Origin of the sequence: Bacillus pseudomycoides DSM 12442 (assembly GCF_000161455.1) — a bacterium.
GTDB lineage: Bacteria > Bacillota > Bacilli > Bacillales > Bacillaceae_G > Bacillus_A > Bacillus_A pseudomycoides.
This window is the reverse complement of record NZ_CM000745.1, coordinates 437,447-452,025: the sequence shown is the minus strand read 5'-3', so window position 1 is coordinate 452,025 and position 14,579 is coordinate 437,447. Positions and strand designations below refer to the sequence as shown.

General features: G+C 36.7%; 9 protein-coding genes, 16 tRNA genes and 1 rRNA gene. All 26 read right to left on the bottom strand.

The features are described 5' to 3' along the window. Positions 1-249: 249 nt before the first annotated feature. Entirely contained in the window at positions 250-1,425 is a 1,176-nt protein-coding gene (gene yhbH / locus BPMYX0001_RS02380; protein ID WP_006093445.1) for a sporulation protein YhbH, read from the bottom strand. A gap of 679 nt (positions 1,426-2,104) precedes the next feature. Then, positions 2,105-4,000, bottom strand: a complete 1,896-nt coding sequence (locus BPMYX0001_RS02375) for a PrkA family serine protein kinase (RefSeq protein WP_006093443.1) — start codon at positions 3,998-4,000, stop codon at positions 2,105-2,107. Positions 4,001-4,403: 403 nt separating this feature from the next. Next, entirely contained in the window at positions 4,404-4,892 is a 489-nt protein-coding gene (gene trmL / locus BPMYX0001_RS02370; protein ID WP_003195070.1) for a tRNA (uridine(34)/cytosine(34)/5-carboxymethylaminomethyluridine(34)-2'-O)-methyltransferase TrmL, read from the bottom strand. A 58-nt stretch (positions 4,893-4,950) separates the two neighbouring features. Further along, positions 4,951-5,838 carry an amidase domain-containing protein gene (locus BPMYX0001_RS02365; RefSeq protein WP_006093442.1) on the bottom strand — a complete coding sequence of 296 codons (888 nt, stop codon included), beginning with the start codon at positions 5,836-5,838 and terminating at the stop codon, positions 4,951-4,953. 46 nt (positions 5,839-5,884) lie between these two features. Next, on the bottom strand, positions 5,885-7,027 hold the full coding sequence (gene queG, locus BPMYX0001_RS02360) for a tRNA epoxyqueuosine(34) reductase QueG (protein ID WP_006093441.1): 1,143 nt from the start codon (positions 7,025-7,027) through the stop codon (positions 5,885-5,887). A 209-nt stretch (positions 7,028-7,236) separates the two neighbouring features. After that, a tRNA-Gly gene (locus tag BPMYX0001_RS02355) sits at positions 7,237-7,310 on the bottom strand. A gap of 111 nt (positions 7,311-7,421) precedes the next feature. Then, on the bottom strand, positions 7,422-8,075 hold the full coding sequence (locus BPMYX0001_RS02350) for a DsbA family protein (RefSeq protein ID WP_033798601.1): 654 nt from the start codon (positions 8,073-8,075) through the stop codon (positions 7,422-7,424). 191 nt (positions 8,076-8,266) lie between these two features. Next, the gene (locus BPMYX0001_RS02345; protein WP_006093439.1) at positions 8,267-9,043 is read right to left on the bottom strand and encodes a transglycosylase domain-containing protein; all 777 of its coding nucleotides are present in this window, start codon (positions 9,041-9,043) and stop codon (positions 8,267-8,269) included. 1,000 nt (positions 9,044-10,043) lie between these two features. After that, entirely contained in the window at positions 10,044-10,763 is a 720-nt protein-coding gene (locus BPMYX0001_RS02335) for a YebC/PmpR family DNA-binding transcriptional regulator (RefSeq protein WP_003205196.1), read from the bottom strand. A gap of 838 nt (positions 10,764-11,601) precedes the next feature. Beyond that, positions 11,602-12,408 (bottom strand): C1 family peptidase, encoded by an 807-nt coding sequence (locus BPMYX0001_RS02330; RefSeq protein ID WP_033798599.1) that lies wholly within the window; start codon positions 12,406-12,408, stop codon positions 11,602-11,604. 652 nt (positions 12,409-13,060) lie between these two features. Then, positions 13,061-13,142, bottom strand: a tRNA-Leu gene (locus BPMYX0001_RS02325). 10 nt (positions 13,143-13,152) lie between these two features. Next, positions 13,153-13,223: transfer RNA gene (locus tag BPMYX0001_RS02320), tRNA-Cys, on the bottom strand. A 14-nt stretch (positions 13,224-13,237) separates the two neighbouring features. Continuing rightward, positions 13,238-13,312: transfer RNA gene (locus tag BPMYX0001_RS02315), tRNA-Gly, on the bottom strand. A gap of 5 nt (positions 13,313-13,317) precedes the next feature. After that, positions 13,318-13,392, bottom strand: a tRNA-Gln gene (locus BPMYX0001_RS02310). 65 nt (positions 13,393-13,457) lie between these two features. Next, a tRNA-His gene (locus tag BPMYX0001_RS02305) sits at positions 13,458-13,533 on the bottom strand. 12 nt (positions 13,534-13,545) lie between these two features. Then, positions 13,546-13,619, bottom strand: a tRNA-Trp gene (locus tag BPMYX0001_RS02300). Between the two features lie 14 nt (positions 13,620-13,633). After that, a tRNA-Tyr gene (locus tag BPMYX0001_RS02295) sits at positions 13,634-13,717 on the bottom strand. A 10-nt stretch (positions 13,718-13,727) separates the two neighbouring features. Further along, positions 13,728-13,803, bottom strand: a tRNA-Thr gene (locus BPMYX0001_RS02290). A gap of 14 nt (positions 13,804-13,817) precedes the next feature. Next, a tRNA-Phe gene (locus BPMYX0001_RS02285) sits at positions 13,818-13,893 on the bottom strand. A 9-nt stretch (positions 13,894-13,902) separates the two neighbouring features. Beyond that, positions 13,903-13,978: transfer RNA gene (locus BPMYX0001_RS02280), tRNA-Asp, on the bottom strand. 3 nt (positions 13,979-13,981) lie between these two features. Continuing rightward, positions 13,982-14,058, bottom strand: a tRNA-Met gene (locus BPMYX0001_RS02275). 24 nt (positions 14,059-14,082) lie between these two features. Further along, positions 14,083-14,158: transfer RNA gene (locus tag BPMYX0001_RS02270), tRNA-Val, on the bottom strand. Positions 14,159-14,163: 5 nt separating this feature from the next. Beyond that, positions 14,164-14,238, bottom strand: a tRNA-Glu gene (locus BPMYX0001_RS02265). A 10-nt stretch (positions 14,239-14,248) separates the two neighbouring features. Beyond that, positions 14,249-14,340: transfer RNA gene (locus tag BPMYX0001_RS02260), tRNA-Ser, on the bottom strand. A 5-nt stretch (positions 14,341-14,345) separates the two neighbouring features. After that, positions 14,346-14,420 (bottom strand) — tRNA-Asn (locus BPMYX0001_RS02255). A gap of 9 nt (positions 14,421-14,429) precedes the next feature. Further along, positions 14,430-14,545, bottom strand: a 5S ribosomal RNA gene (rrf, locus tag BPMYX0001_RS02250). Between the last annotated feature and the right edge of the window lie 34 nt (positions 14,546-14,579).

The window sequence follows — 14,579 nt, the reverse complement described above, 5'->3', positions numbered from 1 at the left end:
AATTATTTTTCCTAATTTTCAGTTATTTATTCTTTTAAAAAAAACCTGTACGACAGGCTGCTTAAAAAAGAACAGGAGGAGCCTATGGTGACAGGCTCCTCCTAGAAAATAACCGTTATATTGTATATTTATATAATATACTATTTTACATAAAAAGTAAAGTTATATAAATATTTCTACTTCGATTTTTTCCCTTTTATTACACATGAATGAATATTCTATTATATAAAAAACCCCTTAAAAAAGGGGCTACGCCATTTTCTCACCTGATTCTTCTCTAAAAAAGCTCTTCATTGCATGAAACACATCAGCTTTCTGCTTTAAAATATAGTATCTGAAATTCTCATCTTTAATATTTTTATAGGCTGACATAAGCGTACTGTGACGATTGTACTGGTTTACTTCCCCATACCCAAACATATTACATACCTTCATCAATTCTTGCACAAACTTCACACACCGAGCATTATCTGATGTTAAGTTATCTCCATCTGAAAAATGAAATGGATAAATATTATAGCGTTCCGGTGAATACTTGCCATCTATAAGCTCAAGTGCTTTTCTATAAACAGAGGAACAGATTGTTCCACCACTTTCTCCTTTTGAGAAAAACTCTTCTTCTGTCACGACCTTCGCTTCTGTGTGATGTGCAATAAACTCTATATCTACCGTTTCGTACTTTGTACGTAAGAATCTTGTCATCCAAAAGAAGAAACTACGCGCCATATACTTCTCCCAAATCCCCATAGATCCGCTCGTATCCATCATTGCTAATACAACAGCTTTGGAATCTGGCTTCAACACTTCATTCCATGTTCGGAACTTCAAATCTTCTTGACGAATTGGATGAAAAGCTGGCTTTCCATTCATCGCATTTCGTTTGTAAGCTGAGATCATCGTCCGTTTTTTATCAATATTTCCCCACAATCCTGTTTTTCTAATGTCATTAAATTCAATATGTTCAATACGATTTTCATCCATTTCTTTCCGCTTTAAATTAGGCAGCTCCAACTCTTTAAAAAATGCTTGCTCTAATTCTAAAATTGATACTTCTGCTTCATAATAATCTTCTCCAGCTGCATCCCCTGCACCTTGCCCTTTTCCTGGTCCTTTTTGCTTTTGACCACCTGCCCCATCTCTTGCAACCACATCGCCAACTTTACTATCACCAGTTCCTTGCCCAACATGTTTATTCTTATCGTAGTTATATCTAATTTTATATTCATCTAAAGACCGAATTGGTATTTTTACAACGTCCCTACCATTAGACATCACGATATTTTCTTCTGTCACAAGGTCTGGTAAGTTATTCTTAATTGCCTCTTGTACCTTTTCTTGATGGCGTTGTTGATCGTCATGTCCTTTGCGATGGAGGGACCAGTTTTCCTGTGAAATTGTATAATTTGGTTGATTTTCTTCGCCCATCTTTTTCCCTCCTTACTGTAATTTCCCTTATTTTCTCTAATAAACAGTAATATACAAATTTAAGGTTATGATGTAGCAACAAGAATAGTTAAAAAGTATCTGTTCATTAGAACTTACTTTTTCCATAATCATAAGGCACCCATAGCTTTTTTACGTATTGCTCCGAACTTCCTTAACAAAAACTTTGGCATTCATTTTAAATTGAAACTTCTTTAGCTGATAAGAAAGAAACACAATTCATTGTTGCACACTTTTCCACTCTGCAACATATTGTATTGTGTTGGCTTTTTCTGTATGAATGATTGGTTACTCTATCATATGCGTATTGTAAAAATAATTGACAATAAATTCATGAAATTGCACCTTAATTTATTATATTTGGACAAGTCTCCAGGAAACATTCACTATATAAATACAGATTGAAAAACCAATACAGCACCTACTTTTTAGGTAGAAGAGAGCATCCGACCATGCACAGTAGCGGTCAATGCCTTTTTTAGCCCCATTCCACGTGAAAACAAAGGGAGAAAATAAGTGGAGATTTCCTTTTGTTTTCATAGCCGCGACTTATATGTCGAAAAATCGAAATGAATTTATATAGTAAAGTTCCATTACTTCAATCAGATAGATACAAAAACGCTGCCTCTGCTTTCATTAGAGACAGCGTTTTATTATCAAGCTATCGATTCAACAAGCTACCTACATAGCGAAGCAATTCATTTGCTGATGAAGAGTTATATCCATGTTCATCGATTAAGCGTGCTACAACATCATTAATTTTCTTCAGCTGATTTTCATCTGGTGTTTTCGTAGATGTTGTAATTTTCACAACATCTTTCAAATCAGCAAATAATTTTTTCTGGATTGCTTCGCGAAGGCGTTCATGTGAGTTATAATCAAAACGTTTTCCTTTACGAGCATAAGCAGAAATGCGTATTAAAATTTCTTCTCGGAACGCTTTCTTTGCATTTTCTGAAATACCAATTTGCTCTTCAATAGAACGCATCAGCTTTTCATCTGGACTCATTTCTTCACCTGTTAATGGATCACGTAATTTTGATTTATTGCAATATGCCTCAACGTTATCTAAGTAATTATCCATAAGCGTCTTAGCTGATTCTTCATACGAATACACGAATGCTTTTTGTACTTCTTTCTTAGCAATTTCATCGTACTCTTTCCGTGCTAATGAAATGAAATTCATATAGCGCTCCCGATCTTCATTACTAATAGATGGATGTTGATCTAACCCATCTTTTAATGAACGTAACACATCAAGCGCATTAATCGATGGTACTTCTTTTCTAATAATAGTAGAAGAAATACGGTTAATGACATAACGCGGATCAATACCACTCATACCTTCATCCTGATATTCACGCTGCAATTCCTCTACATCAATTGCATTGTAACCTTCTACCATTTCTCCGTCATATAAACGCATCTTTTTAATTAAATCAATATCTGGGCGCTTCGGATCCTTCAAGCGTGTTAAAATCGTGAACATTGCTGCGACGCGAAGTGTGTGCGGCGCAATGTGTACATTGGCAACATCGCTTTCATGAATCATCTTTTCATAAATATGTTCTTCTTCACTCACTCGTAAATTATATGGAACCGGCATTACAATAATCCTTGAATGTAACGCCTCATTCTTCTTGTTAGAAATAAAGGAGCGATACTCTGTTTCATTCGTGTGGGCTACAATTAATTCATCTGCTGAAATAAGTGCAAATCTCCCCGCTTTGAAATTCCCCTCTTGTGTAAGAGATAATAGATGCCATAAAAATTTCTCATCACATTTTAACATCTCCTGAAATTCCATCATACCACGGTTTGCTTTATTTAACTCTCCATCAAAACGGTATGCACGTGGATCTGACTCTGAACCATATTCTGCAATTGTAGAAAAATCAATACTCCCTGTTAAATCTGCAATATCCTGTGATTTTGGATCTGAAGGACTAAATGTACCAATTCCTGTCCGGCGATCTTCCGAGAAGAAAATACGTTCTACAATTACATCTTCAATTCTTCCACCATATTCTTTTTCTAAACGCATCACATTTAATGGTGACAAATTCCCTTCAATTCTTACCCTATATTCATCGTAAAAGTCATCACGTAAATGATGTGGTATTAAATGAAGAGGATCTTCATGCATCGGGCAACCTTTTATCGCAAAAATAGCTCCTCGATCTGTACGCGAGTATGTCTCTAATCCCCGTTTTAACATAGTGACTAACGTTGATTTCCCACCACTAACTGGTCCCATTAATAATAAAATCCGTTTTCTAACATCTAAACGTTTCGCAGACGGATGAAAATATTCTTCCACAAGACGCTCTAATGCTTCTTCTAATCCAAATAGCTGATTGCTAAAAAAATTATATTTTTTTCTACCCTCTACTTCTTCAATGCCAGCATCTTTAATCATATTGTAAATGCGAGAGTGTGCAGTTTGAGCCACCCATGGTCGTTCTTTAACAAGCTCCAAATATTCCGCAAACGTACCTTCCCATTGTAAACGTTCTTCTGCTTCTCGATGCTGTTCAATTTTCTTTAGAATATCCATTATAGCTCCTCCCCCATCTCCTTGTTCAATCGGATTATTATAAAAGGTATGCGAGGATGTCCTTAAACATTCTTTAAATCAAAATGAAATCTTCTACAAACATTATAAATTTCACCCCAAAGTTAAAAGAAAATTCGGTATAATAAAAATACTAGGGAACTTGTTCTCCATTCTTACAGGATATATCTTCTTTACTTCCATAGAATCTACATAAACTTCAGATCAAAATTATTTTAAATAAAATATGAAGAAGGAGGTCTCACATGAAATTATTATTAATTTTAGGTGTCTCACTTACATTTCTTACTGCAATTTTCACTTCAGGATATAATGATAAACCAGGTACAAACAAAAAGTGATGGGCCTAAGCCCATCACTTTTTGTCTGCTATTACATTTAAATTTTAATATACAATCTCTAAATCTAAACCTGGATAATTTTGTTGGCGGAATGCCTCATAAATTAAAATCGCTGCTGTATTAGATAAATTTAAAGAACGTACTTTGTCAGTCATTGGAATACGTAAACAATGATCGAAGTTTTCTTCAATTACGTTTGCTGGCAATCCGTTTGTTTCTCTTCCAAATACAAAATAATAATCTTTCTCTACCTTACTATAATCAAACGCTGTATGTGCTTTTTCACCATACTTTGTTAAATAGAAGAATTCACCGTCTTTATTTTTTTCATAAAACTCTTCAATCGAATCATAATACGTAATTTTTACGTGCTGCCAGTAGTCAAGACCGGCACGTTTTAACATTTTATCATCCGTTGAAAATCCAAGTGGTCGAATTAAATGTAATTCTGTTCCAGTGGCTGCACAAGTACGTGCAATGTTCCCTGTATTTGCTGGAATTTCTGGTTGATATAAAACAACATGTACTCCCACGTTATATTCACCTCAATCTTTTGTCTACTACGTATTATACCACTTGAGTGAAAAATCTCTACCCATTAATAATATGAAAAAATTTATATTTCATTTGTGGTGTATATTTACTGGAATCTTCATAATTCCAATAACGCCTGCGGCTATTAGCAGAATGGGCATTTACAAGCGGCATGCCGTCCGCATCTTTGGCTACAACTATTGTTGTATGATTCCATCTACCATCATCTTCAAAATCATAAACAATTACATCACCAAGTAGAAGGTCTTCCGGATTTTCTACCGCTTTAGCACGAAGTCCTGTTGTAGCTCCTGATAAATACCAATAAAATGAATGAGCAACTGCCCAGCTCCAGCTCCACTGATTCTCCCTTTGCCACCATCCTTTACGAATGTTAGGATACCCAGTCATTGGTGTTTCACCAATATGCAGACACTGTGAAATAAAATTCGTACAATTATCAGGAAAATTACGATACGCCGGGTTTCGATCATCCCACCAACGCTCCGCATATTTGACAGCTTCTAAGCGATTATATTGATACGAATCATACTTTCCTTTCGTTATCTCACGCTCTAACGTTTCCCCTTGGACCTTTTCTTCTTTCACTGCAATATCTTTATCTTCTACAATACGCCCATCTTTCAGATAAACACGCCGTTCTAATTGTTCTTCTTCCATGTAGAATAATTCATGATGATGAACTAAATACTTCAAATGAACTTGATAATCTACTTCTTGATATTGCTTACTATTCAATTGTCTTATAAAAGATACGTCTGCTGTTGCTTTTACAATTTCAGCATCACGTTTTTGAAACAAATTTCTTTTTCGTTGTAACACTTGTAGTAAATCAGCAGGAATCTTATCGACACCTACACGTTTATTTGTAATATAAGCTAAAAATTGTTGCATCTGTTGTTCAAGCTGTTTCTTTACCAACATAGGCCTCTCCCTCCATATTACACAATATGAAAAAAAGAGGCATTATCTACTGTTTTTTCTCAGCTAACATTTCAAGACCGCGATTCATTTCATGAAGAACTTCTTCATCCTTTTCACGCTCCATTGCCTTTTCAATCGATTCTCCTACACCTTCACCACCGATTTTTCCTAGAGCCCATGCTGCTGTACCACGAATTACAGGTCTTGGATCCTCTTTCATAACACCAATTAAATCAGGAATTGCTGTGGTTTCCTTGAAATGAGCAAGGGCTAAAATTGCATTTCGTTGCAATGGTTTTTTCCCGCGCCATGATCCAGACATAATGCCATATTTTTCTTTGAAATCCCGATTACTTATCGTTAATAATGGAGTTAATAAAGGTTTAACAAGCTCTGGATCTGGCTCCATTTCTAGATGGTTATGAAAGTCCTTCCCTCTGTTCTTTGGACAAACTGTTTGACACGTATCACAGCCGTAAATACGATTTCCAATTTTATCTCGATATTCTTCTGGGAGAAACCCTTTTGTTTGCGTTAAAAAAGCAATACATTTTTTTGAATCTAATTGTCCTCCCTGTACAAGTGCACCAGTTGGACAAATATCAATACACTTTGTACAACTTCCGCACTGATCTTCTATTGGTTGATCCGGCGGAAATGGTACGTTCGTAATCATTTCACCTAAATACACATAGGAGCCAAATTCTGGCGTAATAATAGAACAGTTTTTACCGCTCCATCCAATACCAGCACGCTCCGAAACAGCGCGATCGCTCAACTCTCCCGTATCCACCATTGATCTCACTTCTATATCAGGAAGCTTCTCAATTAAATACGCCTCTAATTTTTGCAGGCGATCCCGCAAAACAAGATGATAATCTTGTCCCCAAGAAGCACGGCAAAAAATACCACGTCTTTCTCCTCGTTTACTTAACGGTGCATTTTTCAACTTTGATGGATACGCTAATGCAATTGCAATAATGGATTTTGCTCCTGGCAATAGTAACTGTGGATTCGTTCTTTTTTCAATATCAGGTTCTTCAAATCCAGACTGATAATTTAATTGTTGCTGCTGAATTAAACGCTGTTTTAATTCTTCAAATGGTGAGGCACTCGCAAAGCCTATTTTATCTATTCCAATTGTTTTACTATATGCTATAACATCTTGCTTTAATTGCTCAAAATTCATGCTTTGCCTCCTTCTACGATGAATACATATCCTCATCAAACAAGTAATCACCTACTGATGGTTAGCAATCCACTTCGTAATCATAGTCCTTAATTCTATTTTCGCATAAAATCTTCATTTCCAAACATTAAAAAACGCAATGCCTCGTTTATCTTAGAAACGAAACACTGCGTTGATCACAATTTATTATGAGAATATGAAATAATATCTGGAGCGGGTGAAGAGAATCGAACTCTCGACCAGAGCTTGGAAGGCTCTTGTTTTACCACTAAACTACACCCGCAAATATGAAAAAACATAAGATATTGAAATAACTTATGTAAAATAGTATAGCATGTAATAAAAGCCCAAGCAAGAATTTTATCGAAAAAAGTCGAAAAGTGATGAATAATCATCACTTTTTCAATTCTTTATCGATTGCCTTTTTCATACTATCATAATCAGGATTTGAAAGATTCCCATTTACATATATTGAAGGAGCACCTTGTACTTTTAATTTTTGTGCACGATCGGAATCCTTACGTACTTTGTCTTGGGTTTCTTTGCTATGTAAATCTTTTTTAAACTGTTCTATATTAACTTTCGGAAGTTTTTCCTTCACTGTATTAAGAAGCAGTTCTTCTGTAATCCATTCTTCAGTATCTTTCTTCTGAATTTGATAAATTTCATCATAGAATGTCCAGAAAGATTCTGGGTCTTGTTTATAAATCGCCTCACCAGCCGCTGCACCTAAATTAGAATCTTTTCCAATAAACGGAAAATTAATGAAATAAAACTGAACTTTCCCTTTATTAATATACTCCTCTTTTAAACGAGGTAATACTGTCGTATCCCAAGTTCGACAAGCTGGACATTTAAAATCCCCAAATTCAACAACCTTAACGGGTGCATCTTCCTTACCTAAAGATTGCTGCGTGGAATAAGCAAACATTTCATTCCCTTTATCTTTTTTGTCATTTATGATACTGTACGCAACTGTTCCAATTACAATTAACACTGCAATAGAAAAAACAATACCAAGAGCCATGATTTTATTTGATGATTTCATATACATTCCTCTTTAAATTCATATTCTGTATACATTGTTGTACACATTACACATGATATCAATACTTTTATACATCATGCAATGAACACGCTCACATAATTTTCAAAAATACAACAAATGTGTCAATATTGTGTCTCTTCTTTGGCAGTCTTATTCAAAAAAAAGTGAAGTTCCCCTATGGAACTTCACTTTTAACTTACCGCTTTTTCACGAGCTACTTTTTGCAATGAATGCTGAGTTGGAATGTCATGACGAATTACTAATTTTTCACTAATTGCTTGCACATATTCATCATGACTAATATATCCTTCTCGTTCCATTAATTTCAAAACGACATTTCGTCTTTCTACTGCTTTGTCATAATTTTGAGCAGGGGAATAATAAGCAGGAGCTTTCACAACAGCAGCCATCATTGCACTCTCACTTAATGTTAATTGATTTACCGTTTTGCCAAAGTATAGCTTGGATGCTTTTTCAATCCCCCATGCACCTTCTCCGTAATAAATATTGCTTACATATAATTTTAAAATCTCATCTTTAGTAAATGTTCGCTCAATTTTTTTTGTATAAAAAACTTCCTTCCATTTACGAGAAAATGTACGTTCATTAGATAAAAAAGCATTTTTGGAAAGCTGCTGTGTAATTGTACTTCCACCTTGTACAACACCACCAGCTTTTATATTTTCAATAGAAGCTCGGACAATTGCTATATAGTCTAAGCCGTTATGGTGATAAAACCTTTTATCTTCTGTCGCAATAAATGCGTGAGCCAGAGATTCTGGTACCTCTAATTTAGCAGGTACATGTAGCTTACTAATATCACTTCTTTCAATCATTACATTTCCGATAAATAATAATGTACAACTCAGTAGTAATAATAAAATAATAGCTTTATAAAGAAACTTTGTAATTGGATTGAATGAAACTTTTTGATGATAGTTGACTCTAGACAGTACTCGTTCTTTCATTATGCACACCTCTTTTCCTTACACCATATATAATCCTTACATTAAGAATACCGTTTTTTAAAACAATCTCCAATCGATTTCTCTTACACCTACCTTACAATGTTGTAAGTTATAGAATACATATTCTAGCAGAAAAAATGGTAAGCTTCTATATACATCGAAATTAAAAAACAACATCCCCCCCCTTCTTTTTAGATGGAAGAGAGAATCTGGCCATGTATAGAATCGGTCAGTGCCTTTTTTGGCCCCATACCACGTGAAAACAAAGGGAGCAAATGAGTGGAGATCCTCTTTTGTTTTCATAGCCACGACTTATATGTCGGAAAATCAAAATGGATATATATATTCAGATGAATTGCTTTAAAATCACATATCCATCCTTCTTCTATTATATCACCTGGCATATTTTTAGTTTTAGTTAGTTCCCTCCTAACATTTTTTCTACAGTATTTCTAAAAAATTAATATAACAGTCCAATTGGAACAATATAGATATAATACCAAACGAACGTTCTTATAATCAATATGTATTTACTATGTATACTTTTTATCTTATTACTTTACCTAATTTCACCGATTAAACATCATACTAGACATTTTTACTTACACAATATAAGCAAAAAAGGACGATTGATTTGATGATATCTCAAATCACTTGCCCTTTTGAAATTAATAATAGATGAAATAATCTATTATCTCCCTATCAAATCATAAGGATCTATTTTCCATGTTTCATATGGAATGAAATTCTTTGCTTTTATGGCATCAAGTGTTCTCGACTTCATATGTGGGCGTGTTATATATTTTATGTAAGCAGAAACAGCAACAATATGCTTAGGGGTTGTATATTCCATCATCCAGCTTCCAAAGAATATTAGTTTTATTTTAAAATCAATATAATTTAATTTCCAACAAGCATTTCGAGAATCCTTTTTAATCTACAAACAATCCAAAAAAAGAGGCCTTTTGTTCTAAATAACAAAAGGTCTCTTTTTTAGATATTATTCACCCAAATCAACATTGTGATAAACTTGTTGAACATCTTCTAAATCTTCTAATGCATCAATCATTTTTTCAAATTGCACTTGTGCATCTTCTGGAAGTGTTAAATCATTTTGTGCAAGCATTGTTAGCTCAGCAACTGTAAATTCAGTAATACCAGCATCCTTAAGCGCTGCTTGTACCGAATGGAACTGATCAGGTTCAGCATAAACGATAACCGCTTCCTCTTCTTCTAGAATATCACGCGCGTCTACATCTGCTTCCATTAAAATTTCAAGCACTTCATCTGCTGTTTTTCCTTCAAGCCCAATAACAGCAGTTGCATCAAACATATATGCTACGGATCCATTTACGCCCATATTACCACTATTTTTACTAAACGCAGCTCGTACATCCGCTGCAGTACGATTCACGTTATTTGTAAGTGTATCTACAATTACCATAGATCCATTTGGTCCGAATCCTTCATAACGAAGCTCGTCGTAATTTTCTTCAGAACCACCTTTTGCTTTTTCAATCGCACGATCAATGATTGTTCTTGGTACATTGTATGTTTTTGCACGTTCTAATACGACTCTCAACGTTTGATTTGATTCTGGATCTGGCTCACCTTGTTTTGCAGCCACATAAATCTCACGTCCAAATTTCGCATATATACGGCTTGTATTTGCATCTTTTGATGCTTTTTTGTCTTTAATATTATTCCATTTACGGCCCATACTGTTCCACTCTCTTTCACGTTTAAATCTACATAAAAATATTAATATGAAATACAATGTTTATTCAACACTTTTTCAAAATAAATACAAAAAGTTCATTATTGATTCGCATTACTGACATAATATAAATCAATATAATTTCGTTCATTCACCAAATTATATTATACCTTAAATTCATAATTCATTACGAATTTAACACTCAAATAACATGATTTTACAGTGTAAATACAAAAAGCCTCCTAAAATGGAAGCCTACTTTTACAACCCATTATTTTGGTTCTGAAAGGTCTCCAGATTTCGTTAATGATCTAGCAATTCCATCTCCAAATTTATTTAATACAAAGTGTGTTTCCTCATAATGCGCATGATTTGGTTCATCGAACTCTCGGACTCACTGCCGATTAAAATGCACGGTTTTAATGCGTGGTGCGAACGGTGAGAATTGCTCGTAGTGTTAACTTTTGTTCAGCTAGTACCGATAACGGAATGACTGATACTATAAGAGTTTTTCTTTGTGTTTATAGCAATACGTAAATAAGACCGCCTCTTTTACAAGAACGGTCGTACAAAAAACATTTGCTGGAGGTTGCTACAAATAGCTTAAGATATCTTCTTTAGTTATTGTGGACAAGAATTTTTACGTTTATTCGCAAAAACAGCAGGCAACTGATTAAGTCCCCCGCTACGTTCTTGCACGACACGGAAGAGAGAGCGCCCCGTTTTGAAAGAGTGAAGCCGAAGGAAAATCGGCTTGCAGATAGTATACGCAATACAAAAAAAGATTATTCAAAGAGGAGGAATTAGAATAATCTTTTTATCCTCCTTCCTTATTCTGAAATTAGCGTCCGGTCCACATATCCTGTACAATTCCGTTTTGGAATAATTCATATGGAAAATAACAATACCCTTCATCTCCCCATTCTGTCCCCCAGCTGTTTCGAATAATCACAACTTTTTTATCATCATCATACCCAACAGCACATACAGCATGTCCTGCTGGTTGTCCATCTTCTATAATTACATCATCAGTCCCTGAGATAGGTACGATTCCAGTTTTTCTTACCTCATCAGAATGATAAAAGGCATTTGTAACTAGAAAACCAAGAACTACTGGAAGTCCATGCGCCAGTGCAGATTTTAATCGTGGTAAATCTTGCACACGACTATATTGCCCAATCCGATAAAGTAATGCATCATTATCCGATTTCGAGGATGGTGTATCACGAAAATGCTCTATTTGGTAAGGGTAATCTTTCTCAGGACAGACTCCCAGCTTTTCAAGTACACTCATCCCATCTCGCAAAATAGCTCCATTATCATTTTGAATGTCTCCCTCTATTTTTCGTTCATGATAATACAGATATAAGCGCGATAATAGAACAAATGGGCGTCCCGATTGTTTTAAGAGATACTCACGTAATCCGGATACAATAGCGTTTGCTGTACAAGAACCAAGTTGACCTTGATCTACAACATCTGACATTCGCTCTCGAAGATCCACTTGAGTTGGAAGATCCTCCTCATTACTAAAAAGATAACTTTGAAACATTCTATCTCGTAAATCGATAGGGTCTTTCCTCACATTTAGGTATTTAACAATATCATTATTACTAGTAAGGCTAAGAATTGATTCTTTTGAATTCATATTTAAACATTCGTCCTTTCCTTATAGACAAAGTCATTCAATATATATCCTTAACATATACATTGGAAAATATGTATTCTATAACAGAGAGTCTTGGTTATACTTTGACTTCCTCGTATAAAAAAAACGAGTAAAGCCAACGAGAATGGTGGTCACTTACTATAATTAAACGCGGGGCTCCGTAGGATTTTCTACTTTATTACGCATATATAAAATGACGTTTTCTTTACTATGTTCCTCTGTGACGTTATACAACTTTAAATTTATACTGTCGATACCTTGCTCACGTAAATGGTTTAGGCAGATACTTCCTTACGATAAAGCCCAATCGTATGAGGCCTTAAATTACGTAACTCACAATTCTTCGTAAAAATACTTAGCGCATCCTCAAACGTTTCTACGTACGACTTTTTACTTTTGTGAACAACAAGATAATTCGCGATCATTTAACACGTTCCTTCGTCTTACCACAACTACACCTCCACACTCAGCGTAAACGATTTGCTCGCACGCTTCGAGTTAATATAGTCATCTAAGAATTCAACGTCTATAAACGCAAAAAAAGCACTCCTTACCGCAGTAAGAAGCGCTTAATATGTACGATATAATCAATCCGAAGACAAATAAAAAAGACGATTACTCGTCTTTTTGATACCGATGGTCGGGGTCGAACCGACACTCCCGAAGGAACACGATTTTGAGTCGTGCGCGTCTGCCAATTCCGCCACATCGGCATAATGAGAAAGGCGGCAACCGGATTCGAACCGGTGGTAAAGGTTTTGCAGACCTCTGCCTTACCACTTGGCTATGCCGCCATATTAAATTACTTTGGAGCGGAAGACGGGATTCGAACCCGCGACCCCAACCTTGGCAAGGTTGTATTCTACCACTGAACTACTTCCGCAAAAATGGCTGGGCTAGCTGGATTCGAACCAGCGCATGACGGAGTCAAAGTCCGTTGCCTTACCGCTTGGCTATAGCCCACCGAAGTTTTAATTCATTATATGCAAGTATTAACTACTTTATTTACAAATATTAAAAAATAAAAATGGGGCGACTGATGGGAATCGAACCCACGAATGCCGGAGCCACAATCCGGTGCGTTAACCACTTCGCCACAACCGCCATGTTGTGTTTTGGCAGGGGTAGTAGGAATTGAACCCACACTGGAGGTTTTGGAGACCTCTGTTCTACCTTTAAACTATACCCCTATATAAAATGTAAATGGTGGAGGGGGGCAGATTCGAACTGCCGAACCCGAAGGAGCGGATTTACAGTCCGCCGCGTTTAGCCACTTCGCTACCCCTCCGAAACTTACATGGTGCCGGCTAGAGGACTTGAACCCCCAACCTACTGATTACAAGTCAGTTGCTCTACCAATTGAGCTAAGCCGGCATATTTAGTTAAAATGGTGGCTCGGGACGGAATCGAACCGCCGACACGAGGATTTTCAGTCCTCTGCTCTACCGACTGAGCTACCGAGCCAGAAATAAATGGCGGTCCCGACCGGGGTCGAACCGGCGATCTCCTGCGTGACAGGCAGGCATGTTAACCACTACACCACGGGACCATTTGGTTGCGGGGACAGGATTTGAACCTGCGACCTTCGGGTTATGAGCCCGACGAGCTACCGAACTGCTCCACCCCGCGACAATACTATTCATATGTTATATATGGTGGAGGATGACGGGATCGAACCGCCGACCCCCTGCTTGTAAGGCAGGTGCTCTCCCAGCTGAGCTAATCCTCCAAAAGTGGTGACCCGTACGGGATTCGAACCCGTGTTACCGCCGTGAAAGGGCGGTGTCTTAACCACTTGACCAACGGGCCAAAAATATTATGGCGGAGAGCAAGGGATTCGAACCCTTGATACGCTTGTGACGTATACACGATTTCCAATCGTGCTCCTTCGGCCAACTCGGACAGCTCTCCAATCATGGCTCCGCAGGTAGGAATCGAACCTACGACCGATCGGTTAACAGCCGATAGCTCTACCGCTGAGCTACTGCGGAATGATATTAGCCTGGCAACGTCCTACTCTCACAGGGGCAAGGCCCCAACTACCATCGGCGCTAGAGAGCTTAACTTCCGTGTTCGGTATGGGAACGGGTGTGACCTCTCTGCCATCATTACCAGACTACATTCACTCGAGACAAACATTATTATACTTG